The organism is Mesorhizobium sp. M0028, assembly GCF_040323855.1.
Taxonomy (GTDB): Bacteria; Pseudomonadota; Alphaproteobacteria; order Rhizobiales; family Rhizobiaceae; genus Mesorhizobium.
In genome coordinates this window covers 429,210-449,671 of record NZ_JAMYVG010000003.1, presented here as the reverse complement: position 1 = coordinate 449,671, position 20,462 = coordinate 429,210, and the positions used below count along the sequence as shown (strand labels likewise).

The following is a 20,462-nucleotide window of genomic DNA, read 5'->3' as shown; positions in this document are numbered from 1 at the left end:
CGAATTATGCCGCCGCCACGTGCGCCGAATTCGAGCCGATATAGTTACGGATCGTTTCGATGATCCGGTCCTGGTCGGCCTCGCTCAGATAGGGATGCATCGGCAGGCACAGGATGCGCTTCGGCAGCTCTTCCGAAACGGCAAGGCCGGTCGGCGTGCGCGGGTAATCGCGATAGGCAATCTGGCTGTGCAGCGGTTTCACATAGTAGATGACCGACGGAATGCCCTTTTCACCGAGATGTGCCTTGAGCCCGTCGCGCTTCGGCGTTTCGATGGCGTATTGCGCCCAGGCCGAGCGGCCGCCGCCCAGATTGCGCGCCGTCTTGACTATATCGCCGAGACCTTCGGCATAGCGATTGGCGACCGCTTGCCGCGCCACCATCTCGTCCTCGAGGATGGCCAGCTTCTCGATTAGGATCGCCGCCTGCAGTGTATCGAGCCGTGAATTGATGCCGACGCGGACATTGTCGTATTGCGTTTCGCCCTTGCCGTGAAAGGCGAACGAGCGCAGCTGTTCGGCCAGCGGATCGTCATTGGTGAACATCGCACCGCCGTCGCCGTAGCAGCCGAGCGGTTTTGCTGGATAGAAGCTGGTCGAGCCGACGGTGCCGAACGAGCCGCACATCTTGCCGTCAGCCGAGCCGCCGGTCGCCTGCGCCGCATCCTCGATGACCATCAGGCCTTCGCGATTGGCGATGGCCATGATTGCTTCGTAATCGGCGGCGAGGCCGAACAGGTCGACGGGAATGATTGCCTTCGGCCTCAGCCGCCCCTCCGCCTTGATCATGGCGATTGCCGCCTCGAGGCTGGCGATGTCGATATTGTAGCTGTCAGCATCGACATCGACGAACACCGGCTCGGCCTTGGTCAGCGCCACCACTTCGGCCGTGGCGGCGAAGGTGAAGCTCGGCACGAATACCGCGTCGCCCGGGCCGATGCCGGCGGCAAACAGCGGCAACAGCAGCGCGTCGGTGCCGTTGGCGCAAGCGACCACGTGCTTGGTGCCGATATAGGCGGCGAGCTTGTTTTCGAATTCGGTGACCTGCGGTCCAAGAATATAACGACCTTCGTCGACGACGCGGTCGATTGCCGCCTTCAGCCTGTCGCGGATGCGTTCGCGCTGTGCGCCAAGATCGATGAACTGCATGTCGGCCTCAAACGGTTTTAGCCAGGTAACCGGCCGCTGGTAGCAGACTTGGCACGGCCGAGAAAGCCGCAGGGCAAAGCCCTGAATTGCTCAAGTGTCGCAGCCTGTTACCTCTGGTTTCCGATCTGCGCTCTTAAACGCGGGAAAATCCGGGCTTCGGCATGCTTGATATGGGCTGCGCATCCCGCCCGCCAGGTTAGGCGAAACATAAAGTGATCGCCGGCAGGCAGTCCGTGAGGCGGTTGCCAGCCGGTCAGGCGAGTTCATGCCGCCATGGCGGATTGGCGCCGGCCCGCGAGACCGTCACCGCCGCGGCCTTGGCGCCGAGCGTCAGCGCCTTATGGATGGCTTCTTTCGGCAGGCCGGCGATTGCCGTCTTCGACAGCAGGCCCTGCTCGTGCAAGGAGGCAAGGATGCCGGCATTGAACGTGTCGCCGGCGCCGACCGTATCGACCACCTCGACCTTGTCCGGCACGACCGTGACCCGGTGCTGGCTGCTGTAACCAACCGCGCCCTCGCTGCCGTGGGTGACGACGATCAGCTTCGGGCCGCGGTCCAGCCAGTTGCGGACGACGTCCTCATGCGAGCCGGCTTCGTCGAACCAGTTCAAATCCTCGTCCGACAGTTTCACGATGTCGGCCATCGCCATCATGTTGCGGATGCGCCTGAGATGCCTGGCCTTGTCGGGAATGAAGTTTGGCCGGATGTTGGGGTCGAGCATCATCACGCGGCGCTCATGCTCACGTCGCATGAACTCCTCATAGGCCGATCCGGCCGGTTCCGAGATCAGGCTGATGGCGCCGAACAGCATGGCCTCGATCTCGCTGCCGAGCTCCGGCAGGTCCTCGATGGTCAGCATGCGCCCGGCGGTGTTCTCGTCATAGAATGTATAGGTCGCCTGGCCGTTGGTGAGCCGCACGAAGGCGAGCGTGGTCGGCCGCGGCGAGGTGTGCGCATAGGTGGAACTGACCTTGCTGGCCCCCAGCGCCTCCCTGAACTGCCCGCCGAACAGATCCGACGACAGGCCGGAGAAGAAGCCGGCCGGCGCGCCGAGTCGGCCGAGCGCAATGGCCGAGTTGAAGACGGCACCACCGACATAGGGGGCAAAGGCCGCTTCGCCCTCCGTCGTCGTGCGCGGCAGCATGTCGATCAGGGCTTCGCCGCAGCAGAGGATCATGAAGTCTTGCTTTCCGGCGGATAGATCACGCCCTTGCGAATGATGATGTTGGCGTAAAGCCGCGGCTCGCTCGTCGCGACGATCGCGTGCGCGGCCTTGACCCGTGCATAGAAGTCGGCGCCGGCAAGCGCAACCACCTTGCGGCCCGGCGCATGCCTGGCGCAGATCGCTTCAATCTCATGATGAACCGGATCGGCGAGCAGGGGATCGCCTTTAGCCGAGGCGCGAAACAGCGCCTGCGGCACGGCGTCGTCGACAGGCAACACGCTCAATACGGCATCCAGCACCGGGACGAGATGATGACCGTCGGCGCGGATCAGCCGCTGTGCCTGCTGTTCGGCCGGGTAGTTGCCGTCGACCAGCGCGATCTCGTCGCCATGGCCCATGGCGCGCAACATCGCCAGAAGCTCCGGGCCGAGCAGCGCCGGGATACCGATCAGCATGCTCAGAAGCTCCGGGAAATCGTGGTCGAGCCGATGAGGAAGCGCTCCGATAGCGGCAGACTGGCGCCACCCAGCGCCCGCGCATGGATGCCGACCGTTCCCTCGCGGACGGCCGGCAGCCTCAGGCCTTCGCCGTCGATCCTGCCGATGGCCTGGATGACGGCATCGACAAGCCGCCTGCGCACGGCGAGCGGCATCCATCCGTCGATCACCGCGGCTTCGAAATCGATGACGGACGACGCCGCAACGATGGCATAGGCGAGCGCCTGCGAGGCGCTGGCGATCCAGTCGTCAAGCTCGGCACCGATCTCGCCCCAGTCCCCCGGTGATGTCCACAGATGCGAGGCCTCGACGCCGCGTGCGTTGAGCGCCTTCTCCAGCGTGGCGATCGATGCAACGTCGATCAACTGCGTCGGCTTGCCGTCAGGCCCGGGCACTGGCATTGAGCCCAGCGCGCCGGCATTGCCGGTTGGGCCGCCAAACAGCCGGCCGTTCAGCACGATGCCGCCGCCGGCAAAGGCACCGATGTAGAAATAGACGAAATCGCGCGCCGCACCCGCCGCCTGGCCGAACACGAGCTCGGCGCCGCAGGCCGAGGTGGCATCGTTTTGCAGGTAGACCGGAAATTCGCATTGCGCCTGGATGTCGGCGCGGATGTCGCGATGGCGCCATTCGTCCATGATTTCACGCGGCGCGCCGGCGGTATCGGCCCAGTTCCACAATTCGAACGGCATGGCGATGCCAAGCCCGGCGATGCGCTTGTCCTGCGCAGGAGTGAGCTCGCCGCGCATCTTCTTCATGCCGCTCGTAACGAATTCCACCGTCTCGCGCGGCGCCGGATAGCGGTACGAATGCTGCAGCATCGAGCGCACATTGCCGAGGAAATCGATCAGCACGAGCTCGGCGCTGCGCCGGCCGATCTTCAGGCCGATGAAATAGGCGCCGTCGGGATTGAGCGCCATGGGTATCGAGGGCTGGCCAATCTTGCCGCGCAACGGCGCCTGGCGAACGAGCAGGTCGTCCTCCTCCAGCTCGCGCATGATGACTGATACTGTCTGCGCCGAGAGGCCAGTCATGCGTGCGATGTCGGATTTGGCCAGGCTGCCGTGCTGGCGCACCAGCGACAGCACCAGCCGCTCATTGTGGTCCCGCATGCCGCTTTGATTGGTGCCGCGGTGCAGGCGGCTTTCGGCCGCATCGGGCGAGCCGTGCCTTGTAATGCCGGTCTCCACCCCTGTTCCTCCCGTCGTTTCCCCTCAATGCTTTTGGTCTAGAGTGAGTGAACAATCCTGCGTTGTCAATAATAAATAAGAGTGATTTAATTATTGACAGTGCTGGCGGACTGGTGTCTCTTGAGATCGGCGTCGACACTGGGAGATTTCGTCGGACGCGCTGCAGATGCCGGTTGGCCGGCATCCTAAATGGTTCAATGGGAGGAAAATCGTGACCACGTCAAAACTGTTGAAATCCACCGTGTTTGCCGCGGCCGGACTGAGCCTGATGGCGTTTGCGTCGACGGCATCGGCCGCCGGGGTCGGCGCCTGCTTGATCACCAAGACCGACACCAATCCCTTCTTCGTGAAGATGAAGGAAGGTGCCGCCGCGAAAGCCAAGGAAATCGGTGTCGATCTGAAAGCCTATGCCGGCAAGGCGGAAGGTGACAATGAGGGCCAGGTTGCGGCGATCGAATCCTGCATCGCCGACGGCGCCAAGGGCATTTTGATCACCGCCACCGACACTGCGGCCATCGTGCCGGCGGTGAAGAAGGCGCGCGATGCAGGGGTGCTGGTGATCGCTCTCGACACGCAGCTCGAGCCTGCCGATGCCGCGGATGCGACGTTTGCGACCGACAATTTCAAGGCCGGCGAGCTTATCGGCTCCTGGGCAAAGGCTACCTTGGGCGACAAGGCCAAGGATGCGCACATTGCCTACATGGATCTGATCGCCAGCCAGCCCTCCGTCGACGTCCAGCGTGATCAAGGCTTCATGAAGGGCTTCGGCATCGACCTCGGCGATCCCAAGAAGATCGGCGACGAAACCGACGCACGCAACGTCTGTCACGATCTGTCGAGCGGCAATGAGGATGGCGGGCATACTGCCATGGAGAATTGCCTGCAGAAGGATCCGGATATCAACGTCGTCTACACCATCAACGAACCTGCGGCCGCGGGCGCCTACCAGGCGCTGAAAGCCGTCGGCAAGGAGAAGGACGTCCTGATTGTCTCGGTCGATGGCGGCTGCCCCGGTGTCAAGAACGTTGCCGAGGGCGTGATCGGCGCCACTTCACAGCAATATCCATTGCTCATGGCCTCGCTCGGCATCGAGGCGATCAAGACCTTTGCCGACACCGGCAAGAAGCCTGAGCCGTCGCCCGGTCTGAACTTCTACAACACCGGCGTCACGCTGATCACCGACAAGCCTGCCGCCGGCATCGAATCCATCGACACGAAGCAAGGCCTCAGCAAGTGCTGGGGTTGATTTGATCCCCTGATCGGCTCAACTTCAAAAGAACAATAGGGAATGTGGAGCGGTTTCGGCCGCTCCACATCACAGGCGGGGAGGCCGACTTGAGCGTCGAAACAACCAGGAGCAAGGGACCGCAGGAATTCGAGACGGTCCTGGCCGCTAGCGACGCCAGCGTCGCATCATTCGAGACGCATTCCCGCTCGACGTTGGAGAGCATCCAGCACCGCTTGCATAAAAGCCCGGCCATGGTGCCGCTGATCATCCTGCTCATCTCGGTGGTTCTGTTCGCAGTCGTCGTCGGCGGACGCTTCTTTTCTCCCTTCACCCTCACCCTGATCCTCCAGCAGGTGGCGATAACCGGCATGGTCGGCATCGCGCAGACACTGGTGGTGCTCACCGCCGGCATCGACCTGTCAGTCGGCGCCATCATGGTGCTGAGCTCGGTTGTTATGGGCCAGTTTGCCATGCATTACGGTGTTCCAGCGCCGGTCGCCGTTGCCATCGGGCTGCTTGTCGGCGCGATTTGCGGCTTGATCAACGGCATTCTCATCGCCTGGGTGAAACTGCCGCCCTTCATCGTGACGCTCGGCACCTGGTCGATCTACGCTGCCATCAACTTCATCTATTCCGGCAACGAGACCATCCGCAGCCAGGATCTCGAGGCGACGGCACCGCTGCTGCAGTTTTTCGGCGGCTCGTTCAGGATCGGCGGCGCAGTCTTCACCTATGGCGTGCTGTTGGTGCTGATCATGGGGGCAATTGCCTGGTACGTGCTCAATCACACCGCATGGGGCCGGCATGTCTACGCAGTCGGCGACGACCCGGAAGCCGCGGAACTGTCGGGGGTGCGCGTCAGCCGGATGCTGGTCACGGTCTATACCCTGACCGGCATCATTTGTGCCATCGCCGGCTGGGCCTTGATCGGACGCATCGGATCGGTCTCGCCGCAGGCCGGGCAGTTCGAGAACATCAATTCGATTACCGCCGTGGTGATTGGCGGCACATCACTGTTCGGCGGCCGAGGTTCCATCCTCGGGACCATCTTCGGTGCGCTGATCGTCGGGGTGTTCGCGCTCGGCCTCAGGCTTTGGGGGACAGATCCCCAATGGACGCAATTGTCTGTCGGCGCCCTTATCATCATCGCTGTTGGTATCGACCAGTGGATCAGGAAGATCTCGGCATGAACCAGACTCAGGAACCGATCCTTACCGCCCGCAGCCTGGTCAAACGCTACGGTCGCGTCACCGCCCTCGACAATGCCGATTTCGATCTCTATCCGGGCGAAATCCTTGCTGTCATCGGCGACAACGGCGCCGGCAAGTCGTCGCTTATCAAGGCGATTTCCGGCGCGGTCGTGCCCGACGAAGGCGAGATCCGGCTTGAAGGCAAGCCTATTGCATTCAAATCGCCGATGGAGGCCCGCGAAGCCGGCATCGAGACCGTCTACCAGAACCTGGCGCTGTCGCCGGCGCTGTCCATCGCCGACAACATGTTTCTCGGCCGCGAGATCCGCAAGCCGGGCTTTCTTGGCAGCTGGCTGCGCATGCTCGACCGTCCGGCGATGGAAAAGCGCGCCCGCGACAAGCTGACCGAACTTGGCCTGATGACCATCCAGAACATCAGCCAGGCGGTGGAAACTCTCTCCGGCGGTCAACGCCAGGGCGTGGCGGTGGCGCGCGCCGCGGCCTTCGGCTCGAAGATGGTCATCATGGATGAGCCGACGGCCGCGCTCGGCGTCAAGGAGAGCCGCCGCGTGCTCGAACTGATACTCGACGTCAAACGCCGAGGCCTGCCGATCGTGCTGATTTCACACAATATGCCGCATGTCTTCGAGGTGGCGGACCGCATTCACATTCATCGGCTCGGCCGTCGCCTGTGCGTCATCGATCCGAAGCAGTATACGATGTCCGACGCGGTCGCCTTCATGACCGGCGCCAAGGTGCCGCCGGAGGCGGCGCTGGCGGCCTGAACAAGAACTTGAGGCCCGCCGCTGAGGGCGCGGTGTTTCAATGCCAAATTGCCGCAGGGCAACCCGGCTTGCGGTCGCCTGAATCCATTGAACATCCGGTGGGATGCATTAGCATTGGCGGAGATGGTGAAAGCCGCATGATCCTGGCAACGTCACGAGAGGCAGCATGACGCGCGCGATGACAACCGAAGCTCCTCTGCCCACCCTCGAAAACCCGGATCCCAAGACGCTCGCCGACGAAGTCTTGCAGGCCCTCAAATACAGGGTCGGCAAGGGCACCAACGTTGCAACCCAGTACGATTGGCTCACCGCCTCGATCAAGGTTGTGCGCGACCGCATCGTCGATCATTGGATGCAGGCGACCCAAGAGGCCTACGCCCAGCAGGAAAAGCGCGTCTATTACCTGTCACTGGAATTCCTCATCGGCCGCTTGATGCGCGATGCCTTCTCCAATCTCGGCCTGATGGACAATATGCGCGAGGCGCTGTCGTCACTTGGCGTCGACCTCGACATCATTGCTGCGCTCGAACCGGACGCTGCCCTTGGCAATGGCGGCCTTGGCCGGCTCGCCGCCTGCTTCATGGAAAGCATGGCTACCGTCGATATCCCCGCGCATGGCTATGGCATTCGCTACGCCAACGGCATGTTTCGGCAGGAGATCCATGACGGCTGGCAAGTCGAACTGCCCGAGACATGGCTCGATCACGGCAATCCTTGGGAGTTCGAACGCCGCGAACGCTCCTTCGAGGTCGGCTTCGGCGGCTCGGTGGAATCGATCACCTCGAAGGATGGCAGGCTCGAGCGCCATGTCTGGAAGCCGACCGAACATGTTCTGGCCGTTGCTTACGATACCCCGGTGGTTGGCTGGCGGGCCAACCGCGTCAACACGCTGCGTCTGTGGTCCGGCATGCCGGTCGATCCGATCCTGCTCGACAAGTTCAACGCCGGCGATCACATCGGCGCGCTCGCCGAGAGCAACAAGGCCGATGCGCTGTCGCGCGTCCTTTACCCGGCCGATTCCCACAAGGCAGGCCAGGAGTTGCGGCTCAGGCAGGAGTATTTCTTCTCCACCGCCTCGCTGCAGGACATCCTTCAGCGTCATCTCAGCCAGTATGGCGACCTGCAATCGCTGCCCGACAAGGCGGCGATCCATCTCAACGACACCCATCCGGCCATCGCCGTCCCCGAGCTGATGCGCCTGTTGATGGATGTCCACGGCATGGATTTCGACCAGGCGTGGAGCATCACCAAGCGCACCTTCGGCTACACCAACCACACGCTGCTGCCCGAAGCGCTGGAAAGCTGGCCCGTGCCGCTATTCGAGCGGCTGTTGCCGCGCCACATGCAGATCGTCTACGCCATCAACGCCGAGGTGCTGCTCGAGGCGCGCGTCTCCGACCAGTTCTCGGACGAGCAGATCAGCCGCATCTCGCTGATCCAGGAAAATGGCGATCGCCGCGTGCGTATGGGCAATCTGGCCTTTGTCGGCTCGCACTCGATCAACGGCGTCTCGGCACTGCATACGGAATTGATGAAGGAGACGGTGTTTGCCGACCTCCACAGGCTCTACCCGGATCGCATCAACAACAAGACCAACGGGATCACACCGCGGCGCTGGCTGATACAGTGCAATCCCGGCCTCACGGCACTCACCCGAGAGGCGATCGGCGACGGCTTCCTCGACGACATCGACGAGATAAAGCTGCTCGATCCTTTCGCCGAGGACGCTGCCTTCCGCGACAAGTTCGCCGCTGTCAAACGGGCGAACAAGACGAGGCTTGCCAATCTCGTTGCCGACCGGCTCGGCATCAAGGTGGACCCCTCGGCGCTGTTCGACATCCAGGTCAAGCGCATCCACGAATACAAGCGCCAGCTCTTGAACATTCTCGAAGCGGTCGCGCTTTACGACCAGATCCGCTCGCATCCGGAGCGCGACTGGATGCCCCGCGTCAAGTTCTTCGGCGGCAAGGCGGCGCCCAGCTATCACAACGCCAAGCTGATCATCAAACTTGCCAACGACGTCGCCCGGGTCATCAACCGCGACCCGGCGGTGCGCGGCTTGCTGAAAGTGGTGTTCGTGCCGAACTACAATGTCAGCCTAGCCGAGATCATGATGCCGGCCGCCGATCTTTCGGAGCAGATATCGACCGCCGGCATGGAAGCGTCCGGCACCGGCAACATGAAGTTCGCGCTGAACGGCGCGCTGACCATCGGCACGCTCGACGGCGCCAATGTCGAGATCAAGGAATGCGTCGGCGACGACAACATCTTCATCTTCGGCCTGACCACCGATGAGGTCGCCGAGCGGCGCAACAATGGTTACGATCCGCGCGCCGTAATCGAGGGATCGCCTGAATTGGCGCAGGCGCTTGCCGCGGTTTCGTCCGGGGTCTTTTCGCCTGACGATCCGGACCGTTATCGCGACCTGATCAACGGCCTTTACCAGAGCGACTGGTTCATGGTCGCTGCGGATTTCGATGCCTACGCCGCCACCCAGCGCGACGTCGATGCCGTCTGGCGCAACAGCCCGGACTGGTACGCCAGAGCCATCCGCAATGTCGCCCGCGTCGGCTGGTTCTCGTCCGACCGCACGATCCGCCAATATGCGAAAGACATCTGGCACGTGCCCGCCTGATGTGATTGCATGAGACCAGGAACAATGTGGCCCTAGTGGAGTGATTTGACCTTCGCATCCCTTGGAAGGTCAGGCGGCCTGCGACTGTCGAATTCAAAACTTCACTAGAAACACGCACTTGGTGCCCGAGGAGGGACACTGCCTGATGAGCAAGCCGCGCGCGACCGTTGCGACAAGCGGGCCGGACGGACTGGCGCCAGCCGGCGATGTCGCGGCGATTGTCGCCGGCACGCATGGCGACCCGTTCTCCGTGCTTGGCGTGCATGAGGCGGGGAAGGGCTTTGTCGGCCGCTGCTTCGTCCCTCATGCCGAGTCCGTCACCGCCTATACGCTGACCGGCAAGAAGGCCGGCGAGCTGTCGAGACGCGACGATCGCGGCTTCTTCGAGGGCAAACTGTCGCTGCGCAAACGCCAGCCGCTGCGCTATCACGCCAGGAACGCCGGCGGCGACTGGTGGCTGACCGATCCATATTCCTTCGGCCCCGTGCTCGGCCCGCTGGACGATTATTACATCGCCGAAGGATCGCATCTCAGGCTGTTCGACAAGCTCGGCGCTCATCTCATCGACCATGAGGGTGCATCGGGCGTACATTTTGCGGTGTGGGCGCCCAATGCAAGGCGTGTCTCGGTGGTCGGCGACTTCAACGAGTGGGACGGCCGCAGGCACACCATGCGCGACCGCCGCGATACCGGTATCTGGGAGCTGTTCATTCCCGACATCGGCGCCGGCCGCCCTTATAAATACGAGATCATCGGGCCGGATGGCGTGAGATTGCCGCTCAAGGCAGATCCGTTCGCCTTCAAATCCGAACTGCGCCCGGCTACCGCCTCGGTGACGGCGCTGCCGCCGGTGCATGAATGGGGCGACGAGGCGCACCGGAACTACTGGCGCAATGCCGACCACAGGCGCGAAGCCGTATCGATCTACGAGGTCCATGCCGGCTCATGGCGGCTTCACGACGACGGCAGCTTCCTGTCATGGGACGAGCTCGCCGACCGGCTGATCCCCTATGTGGTCGAGACGGGTTTCACCCATATCGAATTCATGCCGATCTCCGAACACCCCTATGACCCGTCCTGGGGCTACCAGACGACCGGTCTCTATGCGCCGAGCGCCCGCTTTGGCGATCCGGACGGTTTTGCCCGCTTCGTCGACGGTGCCCACCGCGCCGGCATCGGCGTCATCCTCGACTGGGTGCCGGCGCATTTCCCGGTTGACGAACACGGTCTGGCAAAGTTCGACGGCACCGCACTCTACGAACATGCCGATCCGCGCAAGGGCTTCCATCCCGACTGGAACACCGCGATCTACAATTTTGGTCGTCGCGAGGTGGTCTCGTTTCTTGTCAACAATGCGCTGTTCTGGGCAGAGAAATATCACGTCGACGGTCTGCGCGTCGATGCGGTCGCCTCGATGCTTTATCTCGATTATTCGCGCAAGGCTGGTGAATGGATTCCCAACGAGAGGGGCGGGCGCGAGAACCTGGAAGCGGTCAGCTTCCTGCAACGGATGAACAAGGAGGTCTACGGCCACCATCCGGGTGTGATGACCATCGCCGAGGAATCGACCTCGTGGCCGAAAGTCTCGCAGCCGGTGCACGAGGGCGGACTGGGCTTCGGTTTCAAGTGGAACATGGGCTTCATGCACGACACTCTGGAGTATTTCTCCAAGGAGCCGATCTTCCGCAAGCATCACCACAACGACATCACCTTCGGCCTGGTCTACGCCTTCAGCGAGAACTTCGTGCTGCCGCTGTCCCATGACGAGGTGGTGCACGGCAAGGGAACGCTGCTTAACAAGATGGCCGGCGACGACTGGCAGAAATTCGCGACGCTGCGCGCCTATTACGCCTTCATGTGGGGCTATCCCGGCAAGAAGCTGTTGTTCATGGGCCAGGAGTTCGCGCAACGCCGCGAGTGGAGCGAGGCGCGCGCGCTCGACTGGAACCTGCTCGATTTCCGGCTCCACCGTGGTGTCTGGCAGACGGTGCGCGATCTCAACTATCTCTACCGCTCGCGCCCGGCGCTGCATGCCCGCGACTGCGAGCCGGAGGGCTTTTCCTGGCTGATCGTCGATGACAGCGCGAATTCGGTGTTCGCTTGGCTGCGCAGCGCGCCGGGCGGCAACCCGGTCGCCGTCATTTCCAACTTCACGCCGGTGCCGCGCGACAATTACCGCGTGCCGTTGCCGCAGACCGGAAAATGGCGCGAGATCATCAACACCGACGCCACGGACTATGGCGGTTCCGGCAAGGGCAACAGCGGCCTCGTCGAGGCTCGGGCGGAAGGAGGAGGCATTTCGGCGACGATGCTTTTGCCGCCGCTGTCGACGATCATGCTCGAATTCGTCCCGGACTGAGCTATGTCTGGAGCATCTAACCTGGGAGGATAGGAATGGCTGAAACAAAACGAACACAGCCGCTGGCACGCGACGCCATGGCTTATGTGCTGGCCGGCGGCCGTGGCAGCCGGCTCAAGGAACTGACCGACCGCCGCGCCAAGCCGGCGGTCTATTTCGGCGGCAAGACCCGCATCATCGATTTCGCGCTGTCCAATGCGCTCAATTCCGGTATCCGCCGCCTCGGCGTCGCCACCCAGTACAAGGCGCATTCGCTGATCCGCCACCTGCAGCGCGGCTGGAACTTCCTGCGGCCCGAGCGCAACGAGAGTTTCGACATCTTGCCGGCCAGCCAGCGTGTGTCGGAAACACAGTGGTATGAGGGCACCGCCGACGCCGTGTACCAGAACATCGACATCATCGAGGCCTATGGGCCGGAATACATGGTCATCCTGGCCGGCGACCACGTCTACAAGATGGATTACGAATTGATGCTGCGCCAGCATGTAGAGGCCGGCGCCGATGTCACCGTCGGCTGCCTCGAAGTGCCGCGCATGGAAGCCACCGGCTTCGGCGTCATGCATGTCGACACCAAGGACACCATCATCTCCTTCATCGAAAAGCCCGCCGATCCGCCGGGCATTCCCGACAAGCCGGATTTTGCGCTGGCCTCGATGGGCATCTATGTGTTCAAGACCAAGTTCCTGATGGAGCAATTGCGTCGCGATGCGGCGGAGCCCGGCTCCAGCCGCGACTTCGGCAAGGACATCATCCCCTACATCGTCGAACACGGAAAGGCGATCGCGCATCGCTTCGCCAAATCATGCGTGCGCTCGACCGCCGAGAACGAAGCCTATTGGCGCGACGTCGGCACGGTCGACGCCTATTGGGAAGCCAATATCGACCTGACCGACATCACGCCGGAACTCGACCTCTACGACCGCGACTGGCCGATCTGGACCTACGCCGAGTTGAAGCCGCCGGCAAAGTTCGTGCATGACGAAGATGGCCGCCGCGGGTCGGCCGTGTCGTCTCTCGTGTCGGGCGATTGCATCGTTTCGGGCGCTTCGCTGAAGCGAAGCCTGATCTTCACCGGCGCGCGCATCAATTCCTATTCGACGCTGGAGGAGGTCGTCATGCTGCCCGACGTCCATGTCGGCCGCAACGCCAGGCTGAAGCGCGTGGTCATCGATCACGGCGTCAGGATCCCGGAGGGGCTGGTGGTCGGCGAGGATCCTGTCCTCGACGCCAAGCGTTTCCGCGTTTCGGAAAAAGGCATCTGCCTGGTCACGCAGGACATGGTCAACAGGCTGGGATCGTAGTGCATGCAGGTTCTGTCGGTGGCGCCCGAGATCTTTCCGCTGGTCAAAACCGGAGGGCTCGCCGACGTGACTGGCGCCTTGCCCGTGGCATTGGCCGGCAACGGCGTCAACATGCGCACGCTCGTCCCCGGCTATCCTCAGGTGATGGGCGCCTTCAGGAAAAAGAAGGCGGTTCAGCAATATCCATTGCTGCAGGGTGGGAAGGCTTCGGTGCATGCCGTCCAGATCGCCGGGCTCGACCTGTTTGTGCTCGACGCGCCGCATCTTTTCGACCGTCCCGGCGGCCCGTACGGCAACGCGACCGGCGCCGACTGGCCGGACAATTGGCGGCGGTTCGCGGCCTTGAGCCAGGTCGGCGGTGATATTGCTGCCGGCGCCATCTCCGGCTACCTGCCCGATATCGTCCATGCCCATGACTGGCAGTCGGCAATGACACTCGCCTATATGCGCTACGGCAAGGCGGTCGGCACGCCGTCGATGATCACCGTCCATAACCTCGCCTTCCAGGGCCAGTTCGGCGCCGGCATCTTTGGCGAGCTTGGCCTGCCGGCGGCGGCGATGGCGCTCGACGGCGTCGAATATTATGGCGGCGTCGGCTTCCTCAAGGCCGGCCTGCAGGCCGCCTGGGCGATCACCACGGTCAGCCCGACCTATGCGCAGGAAATCCGCTTGCCCGAATTCGGCATGGGCCTCGACGGCCTGATCAACATGCGCTCCGTCGATCTCCATGGCATCGTCAACGGCATCGATACCGAGATCTGGAACCCGGAAACCGACACGCATCTGGTCTCCAACTACACGGCAAAGACGCTTAAGGCGCGAATGCCCAACAAGGCCGCGGTCGAGGACCGTTTCAGCCTCGATCGCGATGACAGCCCGATCGTCTGCGTTGTCAGCCGGCTGACCTGGCAAAAGGGCATGGACATATTGGCGGCCGCCGTCGACGGTATCGTCGCGGCAGGTGCACGGCTGGCAATCCTTGGGTCTGGCGACGCCGGGCTCGAAGGCGCGTTGCTTGCCGCCGCAGCCCGCCATCGTGGTCGCATTGGCGTCGTCGTCGGCTATGACGAGGGGCTCTCCCACACCATGCAGGGCGGCTGCGACGCCATCATTATCCCGTCGCGCTTCGAACCTTGCGGGCTGACGCAGCTTTACGGCCTGCGCTATGGCTGCGTGCCGGTCGTCGCGCGTACCGGCGGCCTCGCCGACACGGTTATCGATGCCAACGAAGCCGCCATCTCTGCCGGCGTGGCGACCGGCTTCCAGTTTGCGCCCCCCATTGCTGGCGCCCTGCTGCACGCCATCCGCCGCCTTGTCGAAGCGCATGCCAATCCCGCGGTGTGGGCGTCGATGCAGCGGCAAGGCATGAAGGCCGACGTGTCGTGGGACAAAAGCGCCGAAAAATATGTCCAACTCTATCGCTTGTTGCTTTCGAAAAGGGCTGCCTGACTGATGATCCGCACTGTCGCCACCAAACCCTATCCCGACCAGAAGCCCGGCACCTCCGGGCTGCGTAAAAAGGTCCCGGTGTTCCAGCAGGAGCACTATGCCGAGAACTTCATCCAGTCGATCTTCGACGCGCTGGACGGGTTCGAAGGCAAGACCCTGGTGATCGGCGGCGACGGCCGCTTTTATAACCGCGAGGTCATCCAGAAGGCCATCGCCATGGCCGCGGCAAACGGCTTCGGCAAGGTGATGGTCGGGCAGGGCGGTATCTTATCCACGCCGGCCGCTTCGCATGTCATCCGCAAATACAAGACCTTCGGCGGCATCATCCTGTCCGCCAGCCACAATCCGGGTGGCCCGCATGAGGATTTCGGCATCAAGTACAATGCCGGCAATGGCGGCCCGGCGCCGGAAAAGCTGACCGACGCGATCTTCGAAAAAACCAAGGTGATTTCGAGCTTCAAGATCGCCGATATCCGACCGGTCGACATCGACACGATCGGCACGGTCGAGGCAGGAGACATGACCGTCGAGATCATCGATCCGGTCGCCGACTATGCCGAACTGATGGAAAGCCTGTTCGATTTCAATGCCTTGCGGGCGTTGTTCAAATCAGGCTTCCGCATGCGCTTCGACGCCATGCATGCGGTGACCGGCCCCTATGCCAAGGAGATCCTCGAAAACCGGCTAGGGGCGCCGAACGGCACCGCTCGTAATTTTATCCCGCTGCCGGATTTCGGCGGCCACCATCCCGATCCCAATCTGGTGCATGCAAAACACCTCTACGACGAGATGATGGGGCCGGATGCGCCCGACTTTGGCGCGGCCTCCGACGGCGACGGCGACCGCAACCTGATCATCGGCAAGGGCATTTTCATCACCCCGTCGGATTCGGTGGCGATGCTCGCCGCCAATGCCCATCTGGCTCCGGGTTACAAGGCCGGGCTGAAAGGCATCGCCCGTTCGATGCCGACCAGCGGTGCTGCCGACCGGGTCGCCGAAAAGCTCGGCATCGGCATCTATGAAACGCCAACCGGCTGGAAGTTTTTCGGCAATCTGCTCGATGCCGGCATGGCGACGATCTGCGGCGAGGAGAGTGCGGGGACCGGCTCCAATCATGTCCGCGAAAAGGACGGCCTGTGGGCCGTGCTTTTGTGGCTCAACATCCTTGCCGCGCGCGGCGAAAGCGCCAGGCAGATCGTCACCGAGCATTGGGCGGCCTATGGGCGCAACTACTATTCGCGCCACGATTACGAGGAGGTCGAGACCGATCGCGCCAATGCGCTTGTCGACGAACTGCGCGGCAAACTTGGCTCGCTGCCGGGCACCAGCGTGCGCGGCATGACAATCGCCAGCGCCGACGATTTCGCCTATCACGATCCGGTCGACGGCTCGGTCAGCAAGAACCAGGGCATAAGAGTATTGTTCGAAGGCGGCTCGCGCGTCGTCTTCCGCCTGTCCGGCACCGGCACCTCGGGCGCGACGCTGCGCCTTTATTTCGAGCGCTACGAGCCAGACAAGAGCCGCCACGATCTCGACACCCAGGAGGCGCTTGCCGATCTGATTGCGGCGGCCGACGACATTGCCGGGATTCGCAGCCATACCGGCCGCGCCAAGCCGAGCGTGATTACGTGAGCTTGGAGCGGCGCGCCTTTCCTTCTCCCCTTGTGGGGTCCGAAGGACGGGGCGAGACCCGTGGCTCGCCCCCGGGCGGTGGATCGGCGCGAAGCGCCGAGACGGATGAGGGGTGTTGGAAGGAATGCCGTCCGCGCCAAGCTGGAGCACCCCTCATCCGTCGCCTTCGGCGACACCTTCTCCCACAAGGGGAGAAGGGGGAGCTAACCTGGCAACGCCTCAAACTGTCTACGACCTGCTGCTGTGAGCGCGCGTGAGCCAACTCGGCGCAACCATCACCAAAGAAGGCATTCGCTTCGCCGTATGGTCCTCGTCGGCTCGGCGCATCTGGGTCTCGATTTTCGACGAGCGAGGAAGGCGCGAGATCGACCGGCTTGAACTGCAGCCCGAGGGCGACGGCGTGCATACGCTTTTTGTTGCCGGTCTCGCCGCCGGCACCCGATACGGGTTCCGCGCCGATGGCGACTACGCGCCGGAACAGGGGCTCTGGTTCGATCCCGACAAGCTGCTGGCCGATCCCTATGCCGTCGAGATCGACAGACCCTATGCCTATGACGGCCGGCTCGCCGCACGCCAGGGCGAGGGGGGCGACACGGCGTCGCTGATGCCGAAGGCCATTGCCGGCGCCTTGCCGGAACCCTTGCCCGCCTTGCCGCCTCTGTTTAGGCCCGGCGGCCTCATCTACGAGGTGCAGGTGCGCGCCTTCACAAAGCTGCATCCCGACATTCCCGAGAAGCAACGCGGCACCATTGCAGCCCTCGCTCATCCTCTTGTTGTCGAGCATCTGCAAAAACTCGGCGTTGCAGCCGTGGAGTTGATGCCGGTGACTGCATCGATCGACGAACGGCATTTGCCGCCGCTCGGGCTGGGCAACGCCTGGGGCTACAATCCCGTGACCTTCATGGCGCTGGATCCGCGACTGGCGCCCGGCGGTCTGGCTGAGCTGCGCGAAACGGTCGCCGCGCTGCGCGAGGCTGGCATCGGTACCATTCTCGACCTGGTGTTCAACCACACCGGCGAAAGCGACCGGCTCGGCCCGACATTGTCGCTGCGCGGGCTCGACAACCGCGCCTACTACCGGCACGAGGCCGACGGCGCTCTGGTCAATGACACCGGAACCGGCAATATGGTTGCCTGCGATCATCCGGTCGTCCGGGAAATGGTCCTCGACACGCTTCGCCACTTTGTCCAGCACGCCGGTGTCGACGGGTTCCGCTTTGACCTGGCGCCGATCCTTGGCCGCGTCGACGGCGTTTTCGACGCCGATGCGCCGCTGCTGAACGCCATTCGCAACGACCCAGTTCTTGCCGACCGTGTGCTGGTCGCTGAGCCCTGGGACATCGGACCGGATGGCTATCAGCTCGGCAATTTTCCGCCGCCCTTCCTCGAATGGAACGACAAATACCGTGATGATATCCGCCGCTTCTGGCGCGGCGACGGCGGCATGATCGGTACGCTGGCGACGCGGCTTGCGGGGTCGTCCGATGTCTTTGCCAAACCAGGCCAGGCAACGGTCCGCAGCATCAATTTCATCGCCGCACATGACGGGATGACACTGGCCGACATCGTTGCCTATGAACACAAGCACAACGAGGCCAATGGCGAACAAAACCGCGACGGCCACGACGACAACCTGTCCTGGAACAATGGCGTCGAGGGCCAGACCGACGACCAGTCAATCGTTACGGCCCGTTTCGATGACCAACGCGCACTGCTGGCGACGCTCTTTGCCTCGCGCGGCACGATCATGCTGACGGCCGGCGACGAATTCGGCCGCACGCAGCGCGGCAACAACAACGCCTACGCGCAGGACAATGACATCACCTGGCTCGACTGGGCCGGGCGCGACCGGGCGCTGGAGCGGTACACGGCTCTGCTCGCCAAGATGCGTCGTGCCGCGCCGGCGCTTTTGGACGCAAGCTTTCTCACCGGCGAGCCTGCGGCCGGCTCGGAAATAGCTGACGTCGTCTGGCTGAGCGAAACCGGCGTGCCGCTCGACGAAGCAGCCTGGCACGATCCTAGGCGGCATCGGCTGGTCATGGTTCTCGGCGATGAGGACGGTCGCCTTGCCGTGATCATCAATGGTGACCGTCGGGCCTGCATGTTCACGCTGCCGGAACGGGCGGGTTTTCATTGGTGCCCAGCCATCGAAACGGATAGTGGCGATATCTCACGGCCGGTTTTGGGGCGAACGGTCATATTCATGATCGAAAGCAGGGCCGCGCAGGCGGGCGCAGGGGAGAGCCATGATGGGTGACAATGCCGAATGGTGGCGCGGCTGCGTCATCTACCAGATCTACCCGCGCTCCTTCCAGGACACGACAGGCGACGGTAGCGGCGATCTCCTCGGCATCACCTCGAGGCTTGCCCATGTCGCATCGCTCGGTGTCGACGCCGTTTGGCTGTCGCCTTTCTTCAAGTCGCCAATGGCCGACATGGGCTACGACGTATCGGATTACTGCGCCGTCGATCCGATGTTCGGCACATCAGAGGATTTCGACGCGCTGATTGCAGAGGCGCACCGGCTCGGCCTGAAAGTGATCATCGACCAGGTCTTGTCACATTCGTCGGATCGGCACGAATGGTTCGTCGAAAGCCGAACGAGCCGCGATAACGCCAAGGCCGACTGGTACGTCTGGGCCGATGCGAAGCCCGACGGCACCGCGCCCAACAACTGGCTGTCGCTTTTCGGCGGCCCCGCCTGGGAATGGGACGCAACGCGCAGGCAATATTACCTGCATAATTTCCTCGCCTCGCAGCCGGACCTGAATTTCCACAATCCGCAGGTGCAGGACGCCTTGCTGGAAACGGTGCGGTTCTGGCTCGAGCGTGGCGTCGACGGTTTCCGGCTGGATACGGTCAACTATTACGTCCACGACCGCTGGCTCCGCAGCAACCCGCCTTTGGCGGAAAGCGTCGCCGGCACCAATACGGCAACCAGCCCCTATTTTTACCAGGAGCATCTGTTCGACAAGACGCAGCCGGAAAACCTTGCTTTTCTCAGGCGCTTCCGGGCGTTGCTTGACGAGTACGAAGGCCGCGCCGCGGTCGGCGAGATTGGTGACGAAAGCCGTTCGTTGCAGACGCTTGCCGCCTACACGGGCGGCGGCGACAAGCTCCAAATGTCCTACACGTTCGACCTGCTTGGCCCGCAATTCTCCGCGGCGCATGTGCGCGGTTGTGTCGAGGCCTTCGAGAGTACGGTGTTCGACGGCTGGGTTTGCTGGGCATTCTCCAACCACGATGTCGTGCGCCATGTCAGCCGCTGGACAAGGCCGGGCGGCGATCCGGACAGGGTGGCGAAATTCTCAATCGTGCTGCTTTCTTGCCTGCGCGGGTCGATCTGCCTCTATCAGGGCGAGGAGCTCGGGCTGGAGGAGGCCGAGCTGGCGTTCGAGGATTTGCGCGATCCTTTCGGCATCCGCTTCTGGCCGGAGATCAAGGGGCGGGATGGGTGCCGCACGCCGATGGTCTGGGAGGCTGGCGCCGATAATGCCGGCTTTTCAACCGGCAAGCCGTGGCTTCCGGTCCCGGCAAACCATCGCGCCCGCGCGGTCGATGTCCAGGACGGCGAGCAAACCTCCGTCCTGGCGAGCTACCGGGCGATGCTGGCCTTGCGCAAGCAGCATCCGGCGCTGGTTCGAGGCTCGATCCGGTTTCTCGATGCTGAGGGCGACGTCCTTGCCTTCATTCGCGAAGGCGGTGACGAAAAGCTGCTCTGCGTCTTCAATTTTGCCGATGAGCCGGCCGGCTGGCAATCGCCGCCGGATCTGGATGTGATAGAGCCGATAGATCTTGGCAGTACTACCGGCGTCTTGCAGGAAGGAGCTCTATCCCTGCCGCCGCTCGGCTGCTTTCTCGGCCGGATCGGCTGATCTCTATTT

The 20,462-nt window shown here is 63.0% G+C and carries 14 protein-coding genes; 10 read left to right on the top strand and 4 right to left on the bottom strand.

The window, feature by feature from the left end:
* Positions 1-4: 4 nt before the first annotated feature.
* The 4 genes from NKJ93_RS09995 to NKJ93_RS09980 all read right to left on the bottom strand — a co-directional run bounded on the left by NKJ93_RS09995 (position 5) and on the right by NKJ93_RS09980 (position 3,999).
* Positions 5-1,147, bottom strand: a complete 1,143-nt coding sequence (locus tag NKJ93_RS09995) for a DegT/DnrJ/EryC1/StrS family aminotransferase (protein ID WP_352483657.1) — start codon at positions 1,145-1,147, stop codon at positions 5-7.
* A gap of 253 nt (positions 1,148-1,400) precedes the next feature.
* On the bottom strand, positions 1,401-2,324 hold the full coding sequence (locus tag NKJ93_RS09990) for a carbohydrate kinase family protein (RefSeq protein WP_352483656.1): 924 nt from the start codon (positions 2,322-2,324) through the stop codon (positions 1,401-1,403).
* The gene (locus tag NKJ93_RS09985) at positions 2,321-2,767 is read right to left on the bottom strand and encodes an RbsD/FucU family protein (protein ID WP_023718455.1); all 447 of its coding nucleotides are present in this window, start codon (positions 2,765-2,767) and stop codon (positions 2,321-2,323) included. Before NKJ93_RS09985 ends, NKJ93_RS09990 begins: the two co-directional genes overlap by 4 nt.
* A gap of 2 nt (positions 2,768-2,769) precedes the next feature.
* A complete protein-coding gene (locus NKJ93_RS09980) occupies positions 2,770-3,999 on the bottom strand; it encodes an ROK family transcriptional regulator (RefSeq protein WP_352494808.1) in 1,230 nt (409 codons plus the stop codon).
* 229 nt (positions 4,000-4,228) lie between these two features.
* Between NKJ93_RS09980 and NKJ93_RS09975 the strand changes: the two genes are divergently transcribed.
* From NKJ93_RS09975 to bglA, 10 genes are all read left to right on the top strand, one after another.
* A complete protein-coding gene (locus NKJ93_RS09975) occupies positions 4,229-5,245 on the top strand; it encodes a sugar ABC transporter substrate-binding protein (protein ID WP_023718453.1) in 1,017 nt (338 codons plus the stop codon).
* An 89-nt stretch (positions 5,246-5,334) separates the two neighbouring features.
* Positions 5,335-6,417: an ABC transporter permease gene (locus NKJ93_RS09970; protein WP_023718452.1), complete on the top strand. Its 1,083-nt coding sequence runs from the start codon at positions 5,335-5,337 to the stop codon at positions 6,415-6,417.
* On the top strand, positions 6,414-7,202 hold the full coding sequence (locus NKJ93_RS09965) for an ATP-binding cassette domain-containing protein (RefSeq protein WP_023718451.1): 789 nt from the start codon (positions 6,414-6,416) through the stop codon (positions 7,200-7,202). The genes NKJ93_RS09970 and NKJ93_RS09965 overlap by 4 nt, the downstream gene beginning before the upstream one ends.
* Before the next feature lie 166 nt (positions 7,203-7,368).
* Complete coding sequence (locus NKJ93_RS09960) at positions 7,369-9,837, top strand: glycogen/starch/alpha-glucan phosphorylase (RefSeq protein WP_023718450.1); 2,469 nt, start codon at positions 7,369-7,371, stop codon at positions 9,835-9,837.
* A 145-nt stretch (positions 9,838-9,982) separates the two neighbouring features.
* A complete protein-coding gene (glgB, locus tag NKJ93_RS09955) occupies positions 9,983-12,196 on the top strand; it encodes a 1,4-alpha-glucan branching protein GlgB (RefSeq protein ID WP_352483653.1) in 2,214 nt (737 codons plus the stop codon).
* Positions 12,197-12,231: 35 nt separating this feature from the next.
* Entirely contained in the window at positions 12,232-13,497 is a 1,266-nt protein-coding gene (gene glgC, locus NKJ93_RS09950; RefSeq protein WP_023718448.1) for a glucose-1-phosphate adenylyltransferase, read from the top strand.
* 3 nt (positions 13,498-13,500) lie between these two features.
* Positions 13,501-14,946 (top strand): glycogen synthase GlgA, encoded by a 1,446-nt coding sequence (gene glgA / locus NKJ93_RS09945; RefSeq protein WP_352588792.1) that lies wholly within the window; start codon positions 13,501-13,503, stop codon positions 14,944-14,946.
* Between the two features lie 3 nt (positions 14,947-14,949).
* Positions 14,950-16,578 carry an alpha-D-glucose phosphate-specific phosphoglucomutase gene (locus NKJ93_RS09940; RefSeq protein WP_023718446.1) on the top strand — a complete coding sequence of 543 codons (1,629 nt, stop codon included), beginning with the start codon at positions 14,950-14,952 and terminating at the stop codon, positions 16,576-16,578.
* Between the two features lie 253 nt (positions 16,579-16,831).
* Complete coding sequence (gene glgX, locus NKJ93_RS09935; protein ID WP_352515685.1) at positions 16,832-18,835, top strand: glycogen debranching protein GlgX; 2,004 nt, start codon at positions 16,832-16,834, stop codon at positions 18,833-18,835.
* Complete coding sequence (gene bglA / locus NKJ93_RS09930) at positions 18,825-20,453, top strand: beta-galactosidase BglA (protein ID WP_023718444.1); 1,629 nt, start codon at positions 18,825-18,827, stop codon at positions 20,451-20,453. Before glgX ends, bglA begins: the two co-directional genes overlap by 11 nt.
* Positions 20,454-20,462 lie beyond the last annotated feature (9 nt).